The organism is Ignavibacteriota bacterium (assembly GCA_016707525.1).
Lineage (GTDB): Bacteria > Bacteroidota > Ignavibacteria > UBA10030 > UBA6906 > JAGDMK01.
In genome coordinates this window covers 121,410-143,300 of the sequence record JADJHP010000008.1, presented here as the reverse complement: position 1 = coordinate 143,300, position 21,891 = coordinate 121,410, and the positions used below count along the sequence as shown (strand labels likewise).

The following is a 21,891-nucleotide window of genomic DNA, read 5'->3' as shown; positions in this document are numbered from 1 at the left end:
CGGGAAGGTAACGGATCCATACGGGTGAGCGGTCGTCCCCCCATCGCACCCGTATCCGCCCCCTGTGTTCCCGAACAAGTGGGGTTTTTCATTTCAGGAGTGTCACACCATGGTCCTTCAGGAGATGTTCGCCCTCCGGGGTAAGACGGCCCGTCGCATCGGCGAAGACCGTACGGCGATCTATGAACAGGTGTACCAAGACCTGAGCACCAAGGTCACCAACGGGACCCTGCCGAGCCATCCGGATTATCTGGGCGGCAACGAGCTCGCGTCGAACATCTACCGGAAGAAGTACTTCGTGAAGGACCTTGCGGGGCGTACGGTGGAACAGCGCCCCGAGGATGTCTTCATCCGTCTCGCGTCGTTCCTGGCTTCCACGGAAGAGAGCGCGGAACTCCGCGCACGGTGGAGTGAGCGCTTCTACTCGATGCTCTACGACGGGCGATTCATCTCCGGTGGGCGCGTGCTTGCCGGCGCCGGCGATCTGTACCGCATGAAGACCCTTGCGAACTGCTTCGTCACGACCATCAAAGAAGACAACATCGAGTCGATCTACCAGGCCGCCTATGAATGCGCGCGCACGTACTCGTACGGCGGCGGCATCGGGGTGGATATCAGCTGCCTGCGGCCCAAGGACTCCGTCGTGCACAATGCCGCCGACCGTTCCACCGGTTCCGTGTCGTTCATGGACCTGTTCTCGATGACCACCGGGCTCATCGGACAGAGCGGCCGGCGTGGTGCGCTCATGCTCACCATTGATATCAAGCATCCCGACGTGCTCGACTTCATCCGCGTGAAGAAGGTCCCGAACTGGGTCACGCACCAGATCGTGGAGCAGTGCCAGTGGTCCGGCGCGTTCGACGAGAACCAGCTCCGCGAGATCGAGCGCCAGGTGCGCGAGAACACGCAGGTCCGGTTCGCGAACATCAGCATCAAAGCCACGGATGAATTCATGCAGGCCGTGGACGAGCAGACGCACTACGGGCCGTCCACGCTGCTCGCGTACAGGAAATTCTCACGTCCGACCGTCCGCACGGGATTCCAGGATGCCGATCATCATTATTCGTACGGCATTCCGTCCAAGGACATCGGTACGTACGAGTTCGCCGGCGATTTCGCATCGCTCGACGACCTCAACGCATGGGTCGTGAAGCAGGGCGGGGATGCCGTGACACCGGAGAAGCTGTCCGACGCCGTCCACCGTGATGTCTACGGTGATGTGGTCATCGAACTCGCCTCCCAGAAATTCGATCTGGCCGTGCGCTATGCCGGCGACTTCATGCTGTATTTCGCCTCCGAGCAGACGGGCGAGATCCGCCGCCTCACGAAGGCGCGCGAGATCTGGGACACGTTCGTGGAGAGCAACTATCATGCGGCCGAACCGGGCTTGATCCTGTGGACCGCCATGAGCAAGTACAGCCCGTCGAACTATGTCGGTCGGCCGATCGCGTGCACCAATCCGTGCGCCGAAGTACCGCTCGAAGAGGGCGGTGCCTGTAACCTCGGGTCCATCAATCTCAGCAGGTTCGTGATCGATGGGTACACCGACCGGGCACGCATCGATTGGGACGCACTGTGGGAGGTGACGCAGCATGCAGTCCGTTTCCTGGATAATGTCGTCTACTGGAACGAGAAGCTGAACCCGCTCGAGAAGCAGCGGCGGGCGGCATCCGAGACGCGGCGCCTCGGCCTGGGGGTGATGGGCATCGCGGATATGGTGAACCAGCTCGGGAAGATGTATGACAGCGACGAGGCGGTGGCGCTCATGGAGAAGGTCATGGAGACCCTCACCAACGCCGCCTATCAATCGTCGGCGCTGATCGCGGCGGAGAAGGGCGCGTCCCCCATCTTCACGTACGACAACTACGCGCGTTGCCCGTTCTTCCAGGAAGCCCTCAGCGACGATACGCGGGCGCTCATCAAGAAGAACGGCGTCCGGAACATCGCCATCATGTCCATCGCGCCGACCGGCAGCATCTCCAATATCGTGCTCGGGTTCCAGCACAACGGCAAGAACTACATCGGCGTGTCGGGCGGTGTCGAGCCGGTGTTCGCCTTGTTCTACTCCCGCCGGTCGGAATCGTTCGGCAATCAGATCTTCCGTGTGTTCCACAGCACCGTGTACGCCTATCTGGATATGTACAACCTTGCCGACGAGGCGCAGAAGAAGCCGCTCGAGGAGCTCCTCCCGGCGCACTTCTTCCGCACGGCGCATGTGATCGGCCCGGATATGCGCGTGCAGGTGCAGGCGACGTGTCAGAAGTACGTGGACCATTCGATCTCGTCCACCGTGAACCTTGCCGAGGACATCGAGCCCGAAGTGATCTCACGCATCTATCTGCAGGCGTGGAAGAAGGGGTTGAAAGGCATCACCATCTATCGCGATGGCAGCCGGTATCCGATCCTGAGTGTGGACGGCAAGAGCACGCCGTTCCAGGAGATGAAGAACAAGAAATACTCGCTCCGCATCCCGCATGCCGATGGGGATCCGGAGAAGGCGCATGTGCAGGAGGTCGCGGGCGATGAGGTCATCCGTATGCCCGATGGCCGACTGACCACCGTCTATCATTTGATCAGGCGCAAGGAGCATGCGCCGGCGGATGCGCCGCGGGTCTCCGAAACGCTGGTGAACAAGAACTAACAATCCGTCCCCCATGGCGGGACGGATCGCACGACCAAGAGTACAGTGAGGAAGACATGATCACGCTGCCATCTGGCACCTACGATGTCGAAGAGATCAAGCGGGAAAAGGCACTGATCCCGCGTCAGGACCCCGGCGAGACGGTCATCGGCAGCAGGCCGGATGTGACGGAGGCGCGGGTGTACCGGTTGCGTTCCGGGTTCGTGAACAACAGCGTGTTCATCACGCTCGGGTACATCCATGAGGATGGCCGGAACAGGCCGATCGAGATCTTCATCAACAGCAAGGATCTCACGCGCGCCGCGGAGTACGCGGTGCTCACGCGCCTGATCTCGGCGATCTTCCGGAAGTCGACCGACCCGACCTTCATCCTGGAGGAACTCCGCGGCATCTATGATCCGAACGGGGGGTACTTCAAGGACGGGAAGTACATCCATTCGTTCTATGCCGAGATCGCGAAGGTCATCGAGCAGTTCTTCGAGGACATCGGGGTCACGGCCCCGAAATCGCCCGCCCCGCGCGTGCAGGTGGAAGAGCAGGCGACGAGCAGCGGGGACGCGACCGCCAACATGAAGATCTGCCCGAAATGTGGCGACCGCTCCGTGAAGATCGAGAACGGGTGCATGTCCTGCGTGAACGTTGACTGCGGTTACAGCAAGTGTGACGATTGATCCCGCTCTTTTGACTTCTTCCCATGGAACCGCTATCATAGGAGCATGTGGAACCTCCTGGAACCACGCGTGTTATAGTAGGTAGCCATGGACTACACAGTATTCTTCATTTTGACGGGCCTGTTGCTTGCCGCACCGGCGTTGCTCGTGCCGGCGTGGCGGCGGCGTTTCTTCGCGCGCTTCACGCGGGCGCGGAGCGAAACGGCACGTACGGCCATGGAGGATGCGCTCAAGCATGCGTTCGACTGCCGCACGCGCAACGTCGCGTGCACGATCGAAAGCATCGCCGGCACCCTGCAGACCACCACCGCGCTTGCCACCCGGCTTGTGATGCGCCTCGAAGCGATGGGGTTGCTTGTTCCCGAAGAGCGCGGCTTCCGCCTCACGGAAGAAGGCACGGCGTACGCACTGCGCGTGATCCGCATCCACCGGTTGTGGGAGCGGTACCTTGCCGACGAGACCAGCGTGCGCGAGGCCGACTGGCATCGCGTGGCCGAGTTCGAAGAGCACCGGATGACCGCGGCCGATGCCGATGCCCTTGCCGCCCGGCTTTCCAATCCCCAGTTCGATCCCCATGGCGACCCGATCCCGTCGGCGTCCGGCGAGATGCCGGAGGTCCCGGGTGAAGTGCTCACCGCATTTCCGGCGGGCTCCTACGTGCGCATCGTCCATGTGGAAGATGAACCTCCCGCGATGTACGACCGCCTCGTCGCCATCGGCATGCATCATGGCCTGTACCTCGAGGTCCTGGAGAATACTCCTGCGCGCGTCCGTATCGAAGCACAGGGTGAAGAGCATGTGATCGAGCCCGCGCTTGCGCGGCTCATCACGGCGCTGCGGGCCCGGCCGATCAGCGTAAGCCGGGTTCGTATATGGCACTCTCGGCATTGGGGCCCGGCGATGTGGCACAGGTCTCATCCATCTCGCGGTTGTGCCGTGGACAGCAGCGGCGCCGCCTCATGGACCTCGGGATCGTTCCGGGGACGCGCATCACCCCTGAGCTCGACAGTCTTACCGGCAACCCGCGCGCCTATCTGGTGCGCGGCACACTCGTTGCGCTCCGGCGCGAGCAGGCGGACCAGATCTTCGTGACACCGGTGCGGGGTGCCGCATGAGCGAGCAGACCGTTCAGGCGGCCGGAACACCGGAAGCGTGCGCCACCTGTCCGGCGTTCAATGCCGGGCACCTCACGCGCCTCGGGATCGACACCGGGAACGTGGACCACATCCTGGCGCTTGCCGGCAATCCGAACACCGGCAAGAGCACGGTGTTCAATGCGCTCACAGGCCTCCATCAGCATACCGGCAATTGGCCGGGGAAGACCGTCACGCGTGCCGAAGGCGCCTTCGCCTATGCCGACAAGCGGTACCGCATCGTGGACCTGCCGGGCACGTACTCGCTCCTCTCCACGAGCAGCGATGAAGAGGTCGCACGCGATTTCATCCTGTTCGGCAAACCCGATGTCACCGTCATCGTCGTCGATGGTACACGCCTCGAGCGCAATCTGAATCTCGTCCTCCAGGTCCTGGAGATCACCGACCGCGCCGTCCTGTGCGTGAACCTGATGGATGAAGCGCGACGGCACAAACTCACCATCGACGACAGGATGCTCTCCCGTGACCTCGGGATCCCGGTGGTGCTGACCGCCGCTCGTCAGCGCGAGGGGATCGATCAGTTATTGAAGACCATCGCGGATGTCGCTTCGGGGACGATCGTCTGCAAGCCCCACCGGGTGGCGAGCATCCCGGCCACCGTTCTCGGCATCGTCGAGAAGATGACCGCGCGTGTGACGGCGGCGATCTCCGGGCTGCCGAATGCACGGTGGGTCGCGCTGCGCCTGCTGGAGGGTGACCAGCGCATGATCGATGCGGTGAGCAGCGGCGAGCTGCTCGATCTTCTCGGGCGTCCGCGCGAGGAGGGCGATGCGGCTCGTGAGGTCCGGGCCGGGCTCCTGCGGGAAGCGAACACGCTCCGCCTGGAGATGGGCGAAGGGTATCACGACGCCCTGATGGAAGGGATCTACGAGGATGCGGCACGCATCGCGGACCGTGCGGTGACGCGCCAGGGTGAACAGAGCCGCTTCTCGGTGGACCGCACGATCGACCGACTGGTCACGAGCAAGTGGACCGGGTTCCCGATCATGTTCCTGCTGCTGGCCGCGGTGTTCTGGTTGACCGTGGAAGGAGCGAACGTCCCATCGGCATTCCTTTCCTACCTGCTCGTCGACAACCTGCATCCGATGGTGAAGGCGTGGATGATCGCGCTCGGATCGCCTTCGTGGCTCACGGGTGTCCTCATCGATGGCGCGTATCTCGCGGGTGCCTGGGTGGTGAGCGTCATGCTTCCGCCGATGATGATCTTCTTTCCGGTGTTCACGTTGCTCGAGGACTTCGGCTATCTGCCGCGCGTGGCGTTCAATATGGATGCGCTCTACCGATCGGCGGGTGCGCACGGCAAGCAGGCACTGACGATGACGATGGGGTTCGGATGCAATGCTGCCGGCGTGGTGGCGACGCGCATCATCGACAGTCCGCGCGAGCGGCTCATCGCCATCATCACCAATAATTTTTCGCTCTGCAACGGGCGGTGGCCCACGCAGATCCTGATCGCCTCGATCTTCCTCGGTGCGCTCGCGCCGCCGGAATTCGCGGGCTTTGTTGCAGCGGGTGGCGTGGTCATCGTTGCGTTGCTGGGGGTCGGGCTCAGCCTTGCTGTCTCGTGGTCACTCTCCAGGTCCGTGCTCCGGGGAGAGGCCTCGGCGTTCAGTCTGGAACTGCCGCCGTACAGGCCGCCGCGCATTCTGCAGACATTGTACACATCGCTCATTGACCGGACGATGTTCGTTCTCTGGCGTGCGATCGTGTTCGCCGTTCCGGCGGGTGTGGTGATCTGGGCGGTATCGAATATCACCGTGGGCGGTGTCACGCTTGCCGAGCACTTCATCCATTGGTCCAACCCGTTCGGCCTTCTCCTGGGATTGAACGGCGTCATCCTGCTGGCCTACATCATCGCCATCCCGGCGAACGAGATCGTGATCCCGACCGTGCTCATGCTGACCGTGCTGACGAGCACATTGAACGGTGTCGGTGCCGGGGCGGGGGTGATGTTTGATGCGGATTCAGCAACGGCGACCGCGGAGATCCTCCGGGCGGGGGGGTGGACCTCATTGACCGGGATCTGTCTCATGCTGTTCAGTCTCCTGCACAACCCCTGTTCCACGACCATTTTCACTATTTACAAAGAGACCCGGAGCGCCAAGTGGACGGCGGTAGCGACCCTTCTTCCCCTGGGGATGGGGTTTGCGACGTGCTTTGCCGTGGCGCAGATCTGGCATATGCTGGGCGGCGGCTGACGTCCGTTTTGGACGATATCTGATTCCCACTTTCTCCCCCGCTTTTCCCAATTCTCGGAATTTCACCCCCTCCGTTGCCCCATTTTTGCGTATTTTGCCGGTATTTCTGGCATGCTATTCGCAAGGATACAATGGACTTCTTACGTTTGAACGCCAATGAAGTGTTCCCTGTAACTGTCAAGGAAGAGCAATGAAACGACAAATGGTCACGATTGACGGCAATGAAGCGGCAGCCTATGTAGCGCACAAGCTGAACGAGGTCATTGCCATCTATCCCATCACCCCCTCCTCGAATATGGGCGAGTGGGCTGATGAATGGTCCTCCCAGGGCCGGAAGAACCTCTGGGGAACCGTTCCGTCGGTCACAGAAATGCAGAGTGAAGGTGGAGCAGCGGGTGCCGTGCATGGCGCGCTGCAGACGGGCGCACTCTCGACGACCTTCACTGCGTCGCAGGGTCTGCTCCTGATGATCCCGAACATGTTCAAGATCGCCGGCGAACTCACCTCGACCGTGTTCCACGTGTCGGCCCGCGCTCTTGCCCACAATGCGCTGTCGATCTTCGGTGACCACAGCGACGTCATGTCCACCCGTTCGACGGGCTGGGGCATGCTGGCCTCCAATAGTGTGCAGGAAGTGATGGACTTCGCCCTGATCGCACAGGCGGCCACACTTGAAGCACGCGTGCCGTTCATCCACTTCTTCGATGGTTTCCGCACCTCGCACGAAGTGCAGAAGATCGAGCAGCTCAATGACGAGGATCTGCGCGCGCTGATCAGCGACGATCTCGTGCATGCGCACCGGCTCCGTGGCCTGACCCCGGACAATCCGGTGATGCGCGGCACCGCCCAGAACCCGGACGTGTACTTCCAGGGGCGTGAGAGCTGCAATCCGTACTACGACGCCTGCCCGGACATCGTCCAGAAGGCGATGGACACATTCGCGAAGGTCGTTGGCCGCTCGTACAAGCTGTTCGACTACGTCGGATCGCCGACGGCGGAACGCGTCGTCATCATCATGGGCTCCGGTGCTGAAACGGCGCAGGAAGCCATCGAATATCTGAACGCGAAGGGCGCGAACCTCGGCCTCTTGAAGGTCCACCTGTTCCGTCCGTTCTCCGTGAAGCACTTCCTCGGCGCATTGCCGGCAACGGTGAAAGCGATCGCCGTGCTCGACCGCACGAAGGAACCGGGTTCGCTTGGCGAGCCGCTGTACATGGACGTTCTGAGTGCGTTGAGCGAAGGGCTGATGGAAGGCACGGCACCGGTGAAGACCATGCCGCGTGTCATCGGCGGCCGGTACGGACTCTCTTCGAAGGAATTCACGCCGGCCATGGTGAAGGCGGTGTTCGACGAGCTCGGGAAGCCGAAGCCGAAGAACCACTTCACGCTGGGCATCATCGACGACGTCACGCATTCGAGTCTCGAGTACGATGCAAACCTCTCCACCGAGCCCGACGATGTGTTCCGCGGGTTGTTCTACGGCCTGGGCGCCGACGGCACGGTGGGTGCGAACAAGAACTCCATCAAGATCATCGGCGAGGACACCGACTTCTTCGCGCAGGGCTACTTCGTGTACGACTCGAAGAAGTCCGGTTCGACGACCACGTCGCACCTGCGCTTCGGCCCGCGGCCGATCCGTTCCACGTATCTGATCACGACGGCGAAGTTCATCGCCTGCCACCAGTGGTTCTTCCTCGAGAAGTTCGACGTGTTGAAGACCGCGTTGCCGGGCGCCACGTTCCTGCTGAACAGCATGTACGGTCCGGACGAGGTGTGGCAGCATCTGCCGCGCCACATCCAGGAACAGATGATCTCCAAGAAGATCAAGTTCTATGTGATCGATGCGTACAAGGTCGGCACGGCGACCGGTATGGGTGGCCGCGTGAACACGATCATGCAGACCTGCTTCTTCGCCATCTCGGGCGTTCTGCCGAAGGACGTGGCGATCGAGGCGATCAAGAAGGCGATCAAGAAGACCTACGGGAAGAAGGGCGATCAGATCGTCCAGCAGAACTACCAGGCCGTGGATGCGACCATCGCCAATCTGCATGAAGTGAAGGTGCCTGCGACCGCGAGCAGCACGATCGTGATGCCGCCGGTCGTTCCCAACACCGCGCCGGAATTCATCAAGAGCGTCACGGCACAGATCATCGCCGGTTTCGGCGACGACCTGCCGGTGAGCAAGATGCCGGTGGACGGTACATTCCCGACGGGGACCACGCAATGGGAGAAGCGCAACATCGCGCTCGAGATCCCGGTGTGGGATCCGGTCACCTGCATCCAGTGCAACAAGTGCGCGATGGTCTGTCCGCACGCAGCGATCCGTACGAAGGTCTATGATGCGGCCCTGCTTGCGAAGGCACCTGCCACGTACAAGGGCGTGGACTACAAGGGGCCGGAGTACAAGGGCATGAAGTACACCGTGCAGGTTGCACCGGAAGATTGCACCGGGTGCGAGCTGTGCGTGGATGTGTGTCCGGCGAAGAACAAGAGTGAAGTGAAGCTGAAGGCCATCAACATGGCCCCGCAGCCGGCGATCCGCGAGACCGAGCATGCGAACTTCAACTTCTTCCTGAACCTCCCCGAGGCCGACCGTACAACGGTGAAGGTGGACTCGGTGAAGGGTGCGCAGTTCCTGGAACCGCTGTTCGAGTTCTCCGGTGCCTGCTCCGGGTGCGGCGAAACGCCGTACGTGAAGCTCGTGTCGCAGCTCTTCGGCGACCGCACCATCGTGGCGAACGCCACGGGCTGCTCCTCGATCTACGGCGGCAACCTGCCGACGACACCGTGGTCGAAGAACAAGGACGGGCGCGGACCGGCGTGGTCCAACTCGCTGTTCGAAGACAACGCGGAATTCGGCCTGGGCATGCGGTTGACGGTCGACAAGCATCAGGTGATGGCGCAGGAGCTTCTGCAGGGCCTTGCGGCACAGGTCGGCGACGACCTGGCGAAGGGTATCCTGGATGCGAAGCAGACGGACGAAGCCGGCATCAAGGCGCAGCGCGACCGTGTTGCAGTGTTGAAGCAGAAGCTGGCCGGTATCAACACGCCGGAAGCGAAGAGCCTGACGACGCTTGCCGACACGCTGGTGAAGCGCAGCATCTGGATCATCGGTGGTGACGGCTGGGCATACGACATCGGGTTCGGCGGATTGGATCACGTGCTGGCCTCCGGGAAGAACGTCAACATCCTGGTGCTGGACACCGAAGTGTACTCCAACACCGGCGGTCAGATGTCCAAGTCGACCCCGCGCTCCGCGGTGGCGAAGTTCGCTGCCGGCGGCAAGCCGCTCCCCAAGAAGGACCTCGGCCGCATCGCGATGACCTATGGCGGTGTGTACGTTGCCCAGGTGGCGATGGGGCAGAACGATCTCCAGACCATCCGTGCCTTCCTCGAAGCCGACGCCTATGAGGGCCCCGCGATCATCATCGCGTACAGCCATTGCATCGCGCACGGCATCGACATGGGCCGGGGTATGGTGAACCAGAAGGCCGCGGTGGAAAGCGGACACTGGCCGCTGTACAGGTTCAACCCGTTGACGCTGGCGGAAGGGAAGAATCCGTTGAAGCTGGACTCCAAGCCGCCGAAGATGCGGTTCGATGAGTACGCGTACATGGAGACCCGGTACAAGATGCTCACGAAGAGCAATCCGGAAGAGGCGAAGCGTCTCATGGCGATCGCCGATGAGGATGCGAAGGCGCGCTGGAAGTGGTTCGAAGAAGCCGCCAGGGAGTGGGAGACCGGTGCAAAGACCGGATCGAACTAAGTCTACGTGAATTACAATACCTGACAGGAATAGCGAACCATGGATCTTTCAACCTCATATCTCGGCCTGAAGCTGAAGAATCCGCTCGTGCCGTCCGCCAGTCCGCTCTCCCGTACTATCGACGGGGTGAAGCGGATGGAGGATGCCGGCGCGGCAGCGATCGTGATGTACTCTCTGTTCGAAGAACAGATCCACCACGAAGCAGCGGAACTCGACCACTATCTTTCGTACGGCACCCAGAGCTTTGCGGAAGCGCTCTCGTATTTTCCCGAGACCGGAGAATACAACCTCGGTCCCGATGAGTACATCGAGCACATCCGGAAGGCGAAGGAAGCCGTCGACATCCCCATCATCGGCAGCCTGAACGGCATTTCCACCGGCGGCTGGATCCAGTATGCAAAGAAGATCCAGGAAGCCGGCGCGGATGCCCTCGAGCTGAACGTGTATTACATCCCGACGGACCCGAAGCTGAGCGGCGCGGCCGTGGAACAGCGCTACCTCGAAGTCCTGAAAGCGGTCAAGAGCACCGTCACGATCCCCGTGGCGATGAAGCTCAGCCCGTTCTTCAGCTCGATGGCGCACATGGCGGCACAGCTTGATGCGGCGGGTGCGGATGGACTGGTGATGTTCAACCGGTTCTACCAGCCCGATCTCGACATCGAACAGCTCGAAGTGGTCCCGAACGTCACGCTCAGCACGTCGCAGGCGATCCGTCTGCCCCTGCGCTGGGTCGCGGTGCTGTATGGCCGTGTGAAGGCAAGCCTCGCGGCGACCAGCGGCGTGCACAGCGCCCAGGACGTCGTGAAGCTGCTGATGGCGGGTGCGGATGTGACGCAGCTCTGCTCGTCGCTCCTTCTGCACGGGCCCGGCCGCATCGCCGAGATCCTCCAGGAACTCGACCGCTGGCTGCTGGAGCACGAATACACGTCGGTGAAGCAGATGCGGGGGAGCATGAGCCAGAAGTCGGTGGCCGATCCGTCCGCGTTCGAGCGCGCCAACTACATGAAGGCGCTCAACCGCTTCAAGTGATCTGCGGTAGCGTTGCGATGCACCACAAGGCCGTCCCGCACACCGGGACGGCCTGTGCGTTCCAGGATGCAGATGATAGGCATTGCTCCGGGGGAGGGGCCCCTGTTCCACGAAACCTGTCTGATGAATGCGCTTCCCCCGGCGGTTTCGCGGAACAGGGGCCCCTCCCCCGGAGTCACATCGCTTCATGCTTTCCATGCACGAACACCAGCGCAGAGAGGTGATCATGTCCAGCAAAGCAGATGTTGATGCATTTTTCGACTCGCCGGCGTATGCGGTCGTCGGAGTTTCTGCCGACCGAAAGAAGTTCGGCAATACGGTCTTCCGCACGATGAAGGAAAAGGGGCTGACGGTCTATCCCGTGCATCCATCGCACGAGACGGTAGAAGGGGAGAAGTGTTACAAGGATGTGCAGTCGTTGCCCGCCGGTGTGGCGTCGGTCGTGACCGTGGTCCCGCCCGCCATAACGAAACTGGTCGTTGAGGATGCGCTGGCGCGCGGGATGAAGCACATCTGGATGCAGCCGGGCTCCAATTCCACCGTTGCGGCAGACGCAGCGCGCAAGGCCGGTGCCTCGGTGGTGGACGGCGAGTGCATCCTGATGTTCCTCGAACCGGTGGGGTCGGTGCACAAAGTGCACCGGTTCGTGAACAAGGTGTTTGGGAAGATGCCGAAGTAATTACACGAGCTTCTCTACTTCCAGCATCGCCCGCTCCATCTTCCGTATCAAGGCCGAGAACGGGTCGCTGGTGGTCATGTCCACACCGGCCTTTCGCAGGAGCTCGATGGGGTAGTCCGAACCGCCCGCGGAGAGCAGTTCCAGGTACCGCCGCGTCGCGGCCCTGTCGCCCGAGAGGACCTGCTCGGACAGTGCCGCTGATGCCGTGAGCGATGTGGCGTACTGGAACACATAGAAGTTGTAAAAGAAGTGTGGGATCCCTGCCCATTCCGCATCGACACAGGGGTCCACGATGCACACCCCCGCGTCATGCCCGTAGTATGCCCGCGTCAGCTCCCCGTAGAGCGCATTCAATGAATCGCCTGTGAGCGACTCGCCCTTCTCTGCCTGTTCGTGGATGCGCAATTCGAACTCCGCGAACTTGGTCTGCCGGAACATCGTGGCGCGGATCCCGTCCAGATAGTCCATGAGCAGCGACAGCCGCACGTTCCTGTCGGTGACATTCTTCAGCACGTGGTCCAGCAGGAGCGCTTCATTGAACGTCGAGGCGACCTCGGCGACAAAGATCGAATAGCGCGACGTTGCATACGGCTGGGCCGCGTTGGACAGGTAGCTGTGCATCGTGTGCCCGAGTTCGTGCGTCACGGTACTCACATCATCATAGCGTCCGTTGTAATTGAGCAGGATGTACGGATGCACATCGTACACGGCGCCATTGGAGTATCCGCCGCCGATCTTCCCTTCGCTCGGGAACACATCCATCCAGCGTTCGGTGAATGCGCGTGCCGCTACCTTCTGGTACTCGCCACCGAGTGGGGCAACGGATGCGAGAATGGCGTCCTGTGCTTCCTCAAAGGAGTACTGCAGTGTGACATCAGGGACGACATGGGCGTACAGGTCGTAGTAATGCAAGTGCTCCACCCCCACGAGGCGCCGGCGCAGGTCCAGGTACTTATGGAAGACCGGGAAGGCGCTGCGTACATTGGCGATCAGGGCGTGATAGACGTCGACCGGGATATTGTTGCCGTGCAGCGCGCTATGGAGGCACGATGGGTACTTTCGTGCCCGCTGATAGAAGAGGTTCTTCTTCACCTCGCTGTACAGCTGCGTGCCGATCGTGCGGCGGTAGTCGTGCATCTTCCCGAAGTATCCTTCAAACACCTTCTTGCGGTCCTCACGGCTGGGCAGGGTGCGGTACAGCGGGAATGCAGCCCGGTCCAACTTCACCGTTGTTCCATCGCCCAGGGTGACATCGGCGAAGGGGAAGTCGGCGTTCGAGAAGACGGTGTAGATGGCACCCGGCGTCTCGGCCATGAGTCCGGCTTCAGCAATGATCCGTTCTTCGGCCTCGGTGCCGGTGTGTTCCTTCCGGCGGAGGACGTCGTCGATCGCCATCCGGTGGATGGCCAGGCCGGGCTCTTCGGAAAAGAATCGTTCGATCAGTGCCCTCTCCAGCGAGAGGATCTCGGGTTCGATGAATGCCGTCCGGGAGCCGAGGTCGGTCCCGATCTGTCCGATCTCCTGTTGCAGGGACAGGAATCCCGAATCTCTTGTATCGATGTCGGCCTGAGCGGAGACGAACGTATAGAGACGCGAGAAATCTTTCCCGATGTCGCTGGTCAGGTCGAGGCACGCGCGCAGCCGCGCGGCAGATGACCCGAGGGTTCCGCGGAACGCATCGATCTCCGGGAAGCGGGCAACGAAGGCATCCTTCGCGCTTCGCCAGGCATCGATGGAGGGATAGACAGGACTCAGGTCCCACGTATAGGCCGCCGGGATCTTCGACCGGTCCCGTTCGGTGGCAAGGGGTGCTTCAGACACAAGGACTCCTTATTCGTCGAGGAATTTTCTGATCATCATCTTCCACCAGCGCCAATCATGTTGCGTATGGTCCCCCCAGATATCGAGCCAGTGGCGCACGTGCTTGGCGTCGAGAAGCCGGGAGAGCTGGAGGCTGGATTCGAGATGGATATCCGATTCCCCCGCGGCGATGATGAACCTGACCTTCGTGCGGTAGAGGTTGAGGAACCAGGGATCCGTGAGCCGGGGAAGGTATTCAACGGGATTGTTGAAGTAGCAGTCGTCGTCGAAATGGCCGTCGAGCAGCGGCCGGATGTTGTAGATGCCGCTCAGGGCGATGCACATATCCACAAGGTCGGGGTGGCGCAACGAGAAGTTCACGGCATGGTAGGCGCCGAACCCACATCCCGTCACCGTGAGTTTCTCGAGGGGGTTGCGTTCACGAATGAGCGGGAGGATCTCTTCAATGACATACCGCTCATAGGCGACATGGCGGAGGACCCGTTCGCGTGGCGACAGGGCCTGGTTGTACCACGACTCGGTGTCGATGCCATCCACACAGAACACCTGGACGATCCCGTCATGCAGGAGTTCACCGATGGCCCCGATCATGCCGCGGTCCTCGTACTCGGAATATCTTCCCTTCGCCGTCGGAAACACCAGGACCGGGGTTCCTGCGTGCCCGAACACGAGCATCTCCATCTCCGTACCGAGAACTACGCTGTGCGTGCGAAGATATTCTCTCTCCATGCCGGAAATGATAGGGAAATCCCTCCCGAGAGTCAAGAATTGTCAATTTGTTCAGAAAAGTTCGTATAATGGGGTGCAGAGGACGACATTCACACAGCATGGGACTGTCATGAAGCCCTTCAGGGAGCGGCTGCACAACGAAGTGATCGTGTTCGATGGTGGTGTTGGCACCTACCTGTACGAAAAGGGGGTGTACATCAACACGTGCTTCGATGAGCTGAACCTCACGAATGCGGACCTTGTTGCGGAGATCCACAAGGACTACATCCAGGCAGGGGCGGATGTGATCGAGACCAATACGTTCGGTGCGAATCGCGTCAAGCTTGCGCCGCACGGGCTGGAGACGAGGGTCTACGACATCAACAAGAAGGGTGCAGAGATCGCGCGGAAGGTTGCGGGTGATTCCACCTACGTTGCGGGATCCATCGGTCCGCTCGGGGTGCAGATCGAGCCTATCGGGAAGCTGTCGTTTGGTGAGGTGCGCGACATTTTCAAGGAGCAGATCAAGGGGTTATTGGACGGAGGGGTGGACCTGATCGTCCTTGAGACGTTCAGCCTGGTGAGCGAATTGCTGCAGGCCGTCAAGGCCGTGCGGGAACTCAACCCCACCATCCCGCTCATGGCCCAGATGACCGTGAACGATGACGGGGTGCTTCTCAGCGGTGCGCCGTTGGAGTCCTTCATCCGGGAGACCGCGGACTGTGCGATCGACATCGTCGGGTTGAACTGTTCGGTCGGTCCCAAGGCGATGCTGGATGCGCTGGAAGACCTGAAGGCGATGACGAAGCTGCCGATCTCGGTGCAGCCGAATGCCGGTGTCCCGCAGAATGTCGGTGGCCGCAACATCTACATGACCTCTCCCGAATACATTGCGGAGTATGCGAAGCGGTTCATCCAGACCGGCGCAACGATCGTGGGCGGCTGCTGTGGCACCAACCCGGACCATATCCGGGCGATCCGCCGGGCGGTGCAGGCACTGCAACCGGCCAAGCGGATGGACAAGCCCACGGTCGAGATGAAGATCGTCGCCCCTGAGGCCGTGAAGGTCGTCCCGCAGAAGGAAAAATCACGCCTCAGCAACAAGATCGTGAAGAAGCAGTTCGTCACCCTGGTGGAACTGGTGTCACCCAAGGGTGTAACGCCATCGGCACAGGTGGACCGGGCCCGCAAGCTGCATCATTTCGGGATCGATGCGATCAATATCCCGGATGGCCCCCGGGCCTCGGCGCGCATGTCGGCCCTTGCGCTTGCCGCCATCCTGCAGCGGGAGGTCGGGATCGAGACGGTGCTGCATTTTGCCTGTCGCGACAGGAATGTGATCGGGATGCAGTCGGATCTGCTCGGTGCCTGGGCGCTGGGGTTGAGGAATGTCCTTGCCATCACCGGGGACCCGCCGAAGCTGGGGAATTATCCGCAGGCCACGGCCGTGTTCGATGTGGACGCGATCGGGTTGACCAACATCATCACGAGGCTGAATCACGGGCTGGATCTGGCGGGGAATCCGATCGGGGACCCGACCGGATTCAGCGTTGGTGTGGGCGTGAACCCCGGCGCGATCAACCTGGATGAAGAGGTGCGTCGACTGGATTGGAAGATCGAGGCGGGTGCGGAGTACATGATCACGCAGCCGGTGTTCGACCTGCGTATCCTGGACAATTTCATCAAGCGTATCGGGCACGTCAAGATCCCGTTGATCTGCGGCATCTGGCCGTTGGTCTCGTACCGGAATGCCGAATTCATGAACAATGAGGTGCCCGGGGCCTCCGTGCCCGCGGAGATCCTGGACCGGATGCGGAAGACAACGACGAAGGAAGAAGGGTTCCTGGAAGGTGTTGCCATCGCGCGGGAAACGTACCAGTATGTCCGTTCGTCGGTCGCCGGTGTGCAGCTTTCCGCACCCATGGGGCGCATTGAAGGTATCTTCATGATGCTTGAGTAGTGGAGGCGGTCGATTTGTCCTAACCTTTGCAACTCCTACAATCTCCCCGCGTTTTTTAGCCACCCATTTGGCTGATTTTTTCCCTTTCTGGCCACCCTCCTCCCGGCATGCTCTTTGCCCCTCTTCAGCGTGAAGCAATGACAACGGGAAGAGGCACCAATGGGATCTGGAAATACACTGTTGACGCTCGCGGCGTTCATGCTCTTGTCGTCAGTGATCGTGAACTTCTACGAACTGACGGGGAATGCTGGTGATGCCATCAGCAGCGGCCAGGATGGTATCTTCCTCTCTACGTTGACCACGTCGTATATCGAAATGGCACAGGGGATGGCGTACGACAACATCACCGATACGTCGCACGTCGCCATCGCCAATGCATACGTCCTCACCTCACCGACATGCCTCGGTCCGGAGTATGGCGAGGATTCGCTGGCTGAGTACAACGACTTTGATGATTTCAATGGCCTCACCCTCAACAAGGAAGCGGGTACATCCAACCGCCGCTACCGCACCGAGTTCAAGGTCTTCTACGTGGACGTGACCGATCTCGAGAAGGTGATGAATTCGCGCACATTCGCAAAGCGGATGGATATGAAAACGTACCGCACGTTCCCGGCGAGCCAGGATCCGGTGGACACACTGCGGGCCTCGTTCGTGATGGGTTACTTTCACTTCGACTGACGGGATGAAGCTATGGCGGACTCAATAGATATGTTATTCTCGATCGTCCTGGGCAGTATGCTCATGATCAACATCCTGACGGTGAACGACATTGCCTCCGAGACGTACTCGGTCTATTCGGGCGATATGAGCGTGCAGGAGATCCTGGTGACGACCGTGCAGGTCCTCGAGGGCGAATTCCGCAATATGGGCTTCGGCGTTCCGGAAAATGAGCGGACCGTGCTCGCGGCCGACAGTTCCAGCATCACCTTCCTGATCGATCTGGACCGTAATGGTGCCGGACTGGATACGGTGCGGTACTTCTCCGGGGATTCCACGGAACTGAACTACACCGACAATCAGCGCGACCGCTTCGTCTACAGGACCGTGAATGGCACGAATGGGTTGAAGGTTGGCGTGGTGACCACGTTCCGTCTGCGCTACCTTGCGATGTCGGGCGAGCAGCTTGCCGTGCCGGTGACGTCGGACCGATTGTCCGAGATCCATGAGGTCGAGATCACTCTTGAAGTACAGAATCCGTATGCCGTCCATTCGGCCGGGACGAGCGGCGTAGGCCCGACCAATTCCTTGCATTCGAGTTCCTACTGGCAGCAGACGCGCCTTGCGTCACAGAATTCCCGGAGGTAATGGTCATGGGCGGAAAAGCTGGGCTCATTCTCGTCATCGGATTCTCGGCCATCCTGGGCTACATCGCCATGAACGTTGCCAATGTCTCCACGCAGGCAGTGACGAACATGTCGATGTACACCTCCATGACCTCGTCCCACAACGTCGCCCTTGCCGGCGCCAACGCACGGCTTGCGCAGTTCTATCAGGATACGTCGGACTGGTCGTCGGTCAACAAGACATTCACGGGCAAGAATTTCGTCGGTTCCTATACTGCCGGCATCGAGGCGATCAGTGCCTCACGCCTCCGCATGCGCTGTGTCTCCACCTTTCCGCTGGGGAGCGCATCGCTCCATGATACCGTCGAGGTCTTCTTCGACCGCAACAAGAAGAACAGTTTCTCCCTGTTCGCCTGGATGACCGATTTCGAGGGCAACGTCTTCTGGATCACGAAGGACACCGTGTGGGGCCGTGTGCATTCGAATGGCAACCTGCATATCAGCGGCAGTCCGGTCTTCATGCAGAAGGCCACCACCGCGAAGGGATTCGATCCGCCCAAGGTCGGCAGCGGCACGAACAAGGCGATCTTCAAGGATGGGTATGAGACAGGCATCGCACCGATCGAGTTCCCGAACAGTCTGGCAGAGATCAACACGGCCAGTGTCAGCGGTGGCAGGCGGTACGCCACGGACATCTTCGTGACCCTCTCGCCCGGTACCGGGGCGAACAACGACGGTGTGGCATACATCCGTGGTGGCACGTTGCCGACAAGCCCGATCATTGATTCAGTTTCCCTGAGCGATCCCGGATTCAACGGTGTGATCCTCGGGACCAATACGGTTGGCGTGGAAGGGACGCTCGATGGCAAGTTGACGCTCACGTCGCAGACCACCCTGAACATCCACAATGACGTCCTGTACGAGCGCAACCCCCGCTTCACGACGAGCGATGACGTCCTCGGCCTTGTCGCCGAAGGAAATGTGGTGGTCAAGAACAATGCAGCGAACAATTCGAACTGCGAGATCCACGGCAGCATCTTCTCGCGTGCCGGATCCTTTACGGCAGAGAATTACAACTCACGTCCGGTGAGCGGTGAGCTCCGTGTCCTTGGATCCATCGTGCAGGACACCCGGGGTGCCATCGGACAGTTCTCCGGTTCCACGATCACGTCCGGATTCTCGAAGCGGTACCGGTACGACGACCGGCTCAGTGAGCAGTCCTTCCGGCCGCCGTTCTATCCGGGCTACTACGTATCGACGTATGCGATCACGAACTGGTGGGAAAGTTACCGGGTGATGGAGTTCCAGTGAGCCACACCCGCGCGGCGCGCGTTGCTTTTCGGCCCTTATTTAGCGTTCTTTAGGCAACCGAAAACCAACGCGCGTTCCCATGTCCACTCCCTTGATGCAACAGTACGCCCAGGTCAAATCCCGGTATCCGGATACGATCCTGTTGTTCCGCATGGGCGACTTCTTCGAGACCTTCGATGACGATGCAAAGGTCACCGCGCGTGTTCTCGGCATCACGCTCACCCGCAGGGGGAACGGAGCTTCCGGCGAGACCCCCCTGGCCGGATTCCCGCACCACGCACTCGACGCATATCTTCCCAAGCTCCTCAAAGCAGGGCACCGTGTCGCGATCTGCGAGCAGCTCGAGGACCCCAAGCTGGCCAAAGGGATCGTCAAGCGCGATGTGATCGAAGTGGTCACGCCGGGTGTGTCCTTCTCCGATAAAGTGCTGGACCAGAAGCGGAACAACTTTCTTACGGCGATCGCGCTGCCCGGTCCGCTTACCACGGGAATGGATACCTGCGGGCTGGCTTTCGTGGATGTGTCAACGGCGGAATTCCGTGTGGCGGAGTTGCCTTTGCGGCAGCTCGCCGAGCATATCGGAGCACTGGAACCTGCCGAGATCCTCGTCCAACGCCGGGATGCTCAGACCGTGGAGCACCTGCTCCGCGCCACCTTTCGTGGGCTCTACACCAGGATCGATGATTGGATCTTCAACGACGACTATGCGCGCGATCTCCTCACCGGGCACTTCCACACGCAGTCGCTGAAAGGATTTGGCCTCCACGATCACACGATCGGTGTGAATGCGGCCGGTGTGATCCTGCACTATCTGCAGGAGACCCAGAAGGCCAACCTGCTGCACATCCGCAAGATCGTCCCGTTCGATGTAGGCGATCACATCGTCCTCGATCCGGCGACGAAGCGGAATCTCGAGATCACCTCCTCGATCGCAGGCGACCATGCGGTGACGCTCTTTGCGGTCCTGGACCGGACCCGGACGGCGATGGGTGGCCGGCTCCTGCAGCGGTGGATCCACCAGCCCTTGAACCGGCTGGAGGCGATCCAGTCGCGCCTGCATGCTGTTTCCGAGCTTCGCACCGGGAGTGAGCCGCGAAAGGCCATCGCCGATCATCTCTCGAGGATCGGGGATCTCGAGCGTCTTTCAGGAAGGATCTGCACCGGTCGGTCCGGCCCACGCGACCTGAATGCGCTCATGCGCATCCTGTCGGAAGTGGACCGCTTGCGGTCGACCACCGTGCACCTGAAGAGTCCGGCATTGGCCGCGCTGCATGGCGCCCTTCACCCGCTCCCCGATATGGTCACGCTCATCGCGGACTCGATCGAACACGATCCGCCCGCCACCCTCGCCGAGGGGGGCGTGATCCGCAAAGGGTTCAGTCCCCCGCTGGATGAGTTGCGCGAGCTGACCACGACGGGCAAGCAGTGGATCGCGGATCTCCAGGCGAAGGAACGGGAGCGGAGCGGGATCTCCTCGCTCAAGGTGGGGTTCCACGAATACCCATAAGGAGCGTGTTCCACAGGACTACATCCGCAAGCAGACCCTGACAAATGCCGAGCGCTACATCACTCCGGCGCTGAAGGAATACGAGGAGAAGATCCTTCACGCGGAAGAGCGCATCCTGGCGCTGGAGACGGAGTTGTTCACCGAGATCCGCCTGAAGGTGTCCGCGGAAGCGGATGCGATCCAGGCGAATGCCACCGCGGTGGCGCATCTCGATTGCTACACCTCGTTGGCCGAAGTGGCGGAGGAATGTGGCTACGTGTGTCCGGAGGTGAACGACGGTACACAGCTGGAGATCATCGACGGCCGTCATCCGGTGATCGAGCGGCTGTTGCCCGCCGGAGAACATTTTGAGCCGAATTCCGTCCACCTGGATACCGCCACGGACCAGATCCTGATCATCACCGGCCCGAACATGAGCGGCAAGTCCAGTTTTCTGCGCCAGACGGGCTTGATCGTTCTGCTTGCGCAGATCGGATGCCATGTGCCGGCCCGGAAGGCCGTGGTCGGCATCGTGGACAAGATCTTCACGCGTGTCGGTGCCAGCGACAACATCTCGTCAGGGGAGAGCACGTTCCTCGTCGAGATGCATGAGGCCGCGCACATTGTGAACACTGCGACGGCACGCAGCCTCATCCTCCTGGATGAGGTCGGCCGGGGGACGAGTACGTTCGATGGGATCAGCATCGCGTGGGCGCTGACCGAGTATCTTCACGAGCGCGTCGGGGCACGCACGCTCTTCGCGACCCACTATCACGAGTTGAACGAGCTTGCCGACCTCTTTCCCCGCATCCGGAACTACAAGGTGGATGTGCGGGAGTACGGCGACAAGATCGTCTTCCTGCACAAGGTCACGGAGGGATTCGCGGACCACTCGTACGGTATCCAGGTGGCGCAGATGGCCGGGCTGCCCGATGAGATCACGGACCGGGCGAAGGTGCTTCTGAAGAACCTTGAGGGGACGGGCCTGACGATCAACGACCAGGTCCGGGAGACCGTCCGCGCAGCGAATGCGCGTGGTGGGCCGGCGGACCTCCAGCTCACGCTGTTCGAAGTGAAGGATGAGGAACTCCGCGACAAGATCCGGAAATTGGATGTGAATGCCATGACCCCGATCGAAGCCCTGAAGGTGCTCGCCGCTCTGAAGGACCAGGTGTCCTGAC

The 21,891-nt window shown here is 60.9% G+C and carries 13 protein-coding genes and 1 pseudogene; 12 read left to right on the top strand and 2 right to left on the bottom strand.

Annotated features, from left to right (window positions below; genetic code table 11):
* Positions 1-124 precede the first annotated feature (124 nt).
* The 7 genes from IPI01_13640 (at position 125) to IPI01_13610 (ending at position 12,138) form a co-directional block, all read left to right on the top strand.
* Positions 125-2,641, top strand: coding sequence for an adenosylcobalamin-dependent ribonucleoside-diphosphate reductase (locus IPI01_13640; protein ID MBK7258811.1), 2,517 nt, complete (start codon positions 125-127; stop codon positions 2,639-2,641).
* Between the two features lie 56 nt (positions 2,642-2,697).
* Positions 2,698-3,312, top strand: coding sequence for a hypothetical protein (locus IPI01_13635; GenBank protein MBK7258810.1), 615 nt, complete (start codon positions 2,698-2,700; stop codon positions 3,310-3,312).
* Positions 3,313-4,184: 872 nt separating this feature from the next.
* Entirely contained in the window at positions 4,185-4,427 is a 243-nt protein-coding gene (locus tag IPI01_13630; GenBank protein ID MBK7258809.1) for a ferrous iron transport protein A, read from the top strand.
* Complete coding sequence (feoB, locus tag IPI01_13625) at positions 4,424-6,664, top strand: ferrous iron transport protein B (protein MBK7258808.1); 2,241 nt, start codon at positions 4,424-4,426, stop codon at positions 6,662-6,664. The genes IPI01_13630 and feoB overlap by 4 nt, the downstream gene beginning before the upstream one ends.
* A gap of 190 nt (positions 6,665-6,854) precedes the next feature.
* Positions 6,855-10,430 (top strand): pyruvate:ferredoxin (flavodoxin) oxidoreductase, encoded by a 3,576-nt coding sequence (nifJ, locus tag IPI01_13620; GenBank protein MBK7258807.1) that lies wholly within the window; start codon positions 6,855-6,857, stop codon positions 10,428-10,430.
* 39 nt (positions 10,431-10,469) lie between these two features.
* A complete protein-coding gene (locus IPI01_13615; protein ID MBK7258806.1) occupies positions 10,470-11,459 on the top strand; it encodes a dihydroorotate dehydrogenase-like protein in 990 nt (329 codons plus the stop codon).
* Positions 11,460-11,685: 226 nt separating this feature from the next.
* Positions 11,686-12,138 (top strand): CoA-binding protein, encoded by a 453-nt coding sequence (locus IPI01_13610; protein ID MBK7258805.1) that lies wholly within the window; start codon positions 11,686-11,688, stop codon positions 12,136-12,138.
* Here IPI01_13610 and pepF read toward each other — a convergent pair whose 3' ends face one another.
* Together pepF and IPI01_13600 are read right to left on the bottom strand one after the other, a co-directional pair.
* A complete protein-coding gene (gene pepF / locus IPI01_13605) occupies positions 12,139-13,959 on the bottom strand; it encodes an oligoendopeptidase F (protein ID MBK7258804.1) in 1,821 nt (606 codons plus the stop codon).
* Positions 13,960-13,968: 9 nt separating this feature from the next.
* Complete coding sequence (locus IPI01_13600) at positions 13,969-14,634, bottom strand: esterase family protein (GenBank protein MBK7258803.1); 666 nt, start codon at positions 14,632-14,634, stop codon at positions 13,969-13,971.
* 163 nt (positions 14,635-14,797) lie between these two features.
* Here IPI01_13600 and IPI01_13595 point away from each other — a divergent pair, with 163 nt between their 5' ends.
* From IPI01_13595 to mutS, 5 genes and pseudogenes are all read left to right on the top strand, one after another.
* On the top strand, positions 14,798-16,627 hold the full coding sequence (locus IPI01_13595) for a bifunctional homocysteine S-methyltransferase/methylenetetrahydrofolate reductase (protein ID MBK7258802.1): 1,830 nt from the start codon (positions 14,798-14,800) through the stop codon (positions 16,625-16,627).
* A gap of 159 nt (positions 16,628-16,786) precedes the next feature.
* Complete coding sequence (locus tag IPI01_13590) at positions 16,787-17,308, top strand: hypothetical protein (protein MBK7258801.1); 522 nt, start codon at positions 16,787-16,789, stop codon at positions 17,306-17,308.
* A 12-nt stretch (positions 17,309-17,320) separates the two neighbouring features.
* Entirely contained in the window at positions 17,321-17,935 is a 615-nt protein-coding gene (locus tag IPI01_13585; GenBank protein MBK7258800.1) for a hypothetical protein, read from the top strand.
* 5 nt (positions 17,936-17,940) lie between these two features.
* Positions 17,941-19,224, top strand: coding sequence for a hypothetical protein (locus IPI01_13580; protein ID MBK7258799.1), 1,284 nt, complete (start codon positions 17,941-17,943; stop codon positions 19,222-19,224).
* A 94-nt stretch (positions 19,225-19,318) separates the two neighbouring features.
* A pseudogene (mutS, locus tag IPI01_13575) lies at positions 19,319-21,890 on the top strand (DNA mismatch repair protein MutS).
* Position 21,891: the final 1 nt, after the last annotated feature.

Bases quoted from the DNA above. Each gene is read 5' to 3' on its own strand.
- IPI01_13640 (MBK7258811.1), top strand. From the start codon at position 125: ATGTTCGCCCTCCGGGGTAAGACGGCCCGTCGCATCGGCGAAGACCGT.
- IPI01_13635 (MBK7258810.1), top strand. From the start codon at position 2,698: ATGATCACGCTGCCATCTGGCACCTACGATGTCGAAGAGATCAAGCGG.
- IPI01_13630 (MBK7258809.1), top strand. From the start codon at position 4,185: ATGGCACTCTCGGCATTGGGGCCCGGCGATGTGGCACAGGTCTCATCC.
- feoB (MBK7258808.1), top strand. From the start codon at position 4,424: ATGAGCGAGCAGACCGTTCAGGCGGCCGGAACACCGGAAGCGTGCGCC.
- nifJ (MBK7258807.1), top strand. From the start codon at position 6,855: ATGAAACGACAAATGGTCACGATTGACGGCAATGAAGCGGCAGCCTAT.
- IPI01_13615 (MBK7258806.1), top strand. From the start codon at position 10,470: ATGGATCTTTCAACCTCATATCTCGGCCTGAAGCTGAAGAATCCGCTC.
- IPI01_13610 (MBK7258805.1), top strand. From the start codon at position 11,686: ATGTCCAGCAAAGCAGATGTTGATGCATTTTTCGACTCGCCGGCGTAT.
- IPI01_13600 (MBK7258803.1), bottom strand. From the start codon at position 14,634: ATGCTCGTGTTCGGGCACGCAGGAACCCCGGTCCTGGTGTTTCCGACG.
- IPI01_13595 (MBK7258802.1), top strand. From the start codon at position 14,798: ATGAAGCCCTTCAGGGAGCGGCTGCACAACGAAGTGATCGTGTTCGAT.
- IPI01_13590 (MBK7258801.1), top strand. From the start codon at position 16,787: ATGGGATCTGGAAATACACTGTTGACGCTCGCGGCGTTCATGCTCTTG.
- IPI01_13585 (MBK7258800.1), top strand. From the start codon at position 17,321: ATGGCGGACTCAATAGATATGTTATTCTCGATCGTCCTGGGCAGTATG.
- IPI01_13580 (MBK7258799.1), top strand. From the start codon at position 17,941: ATGGGCGGAAAAGCTGGGCTCATTCTCGTCATCGGATTCTCGGCCATC.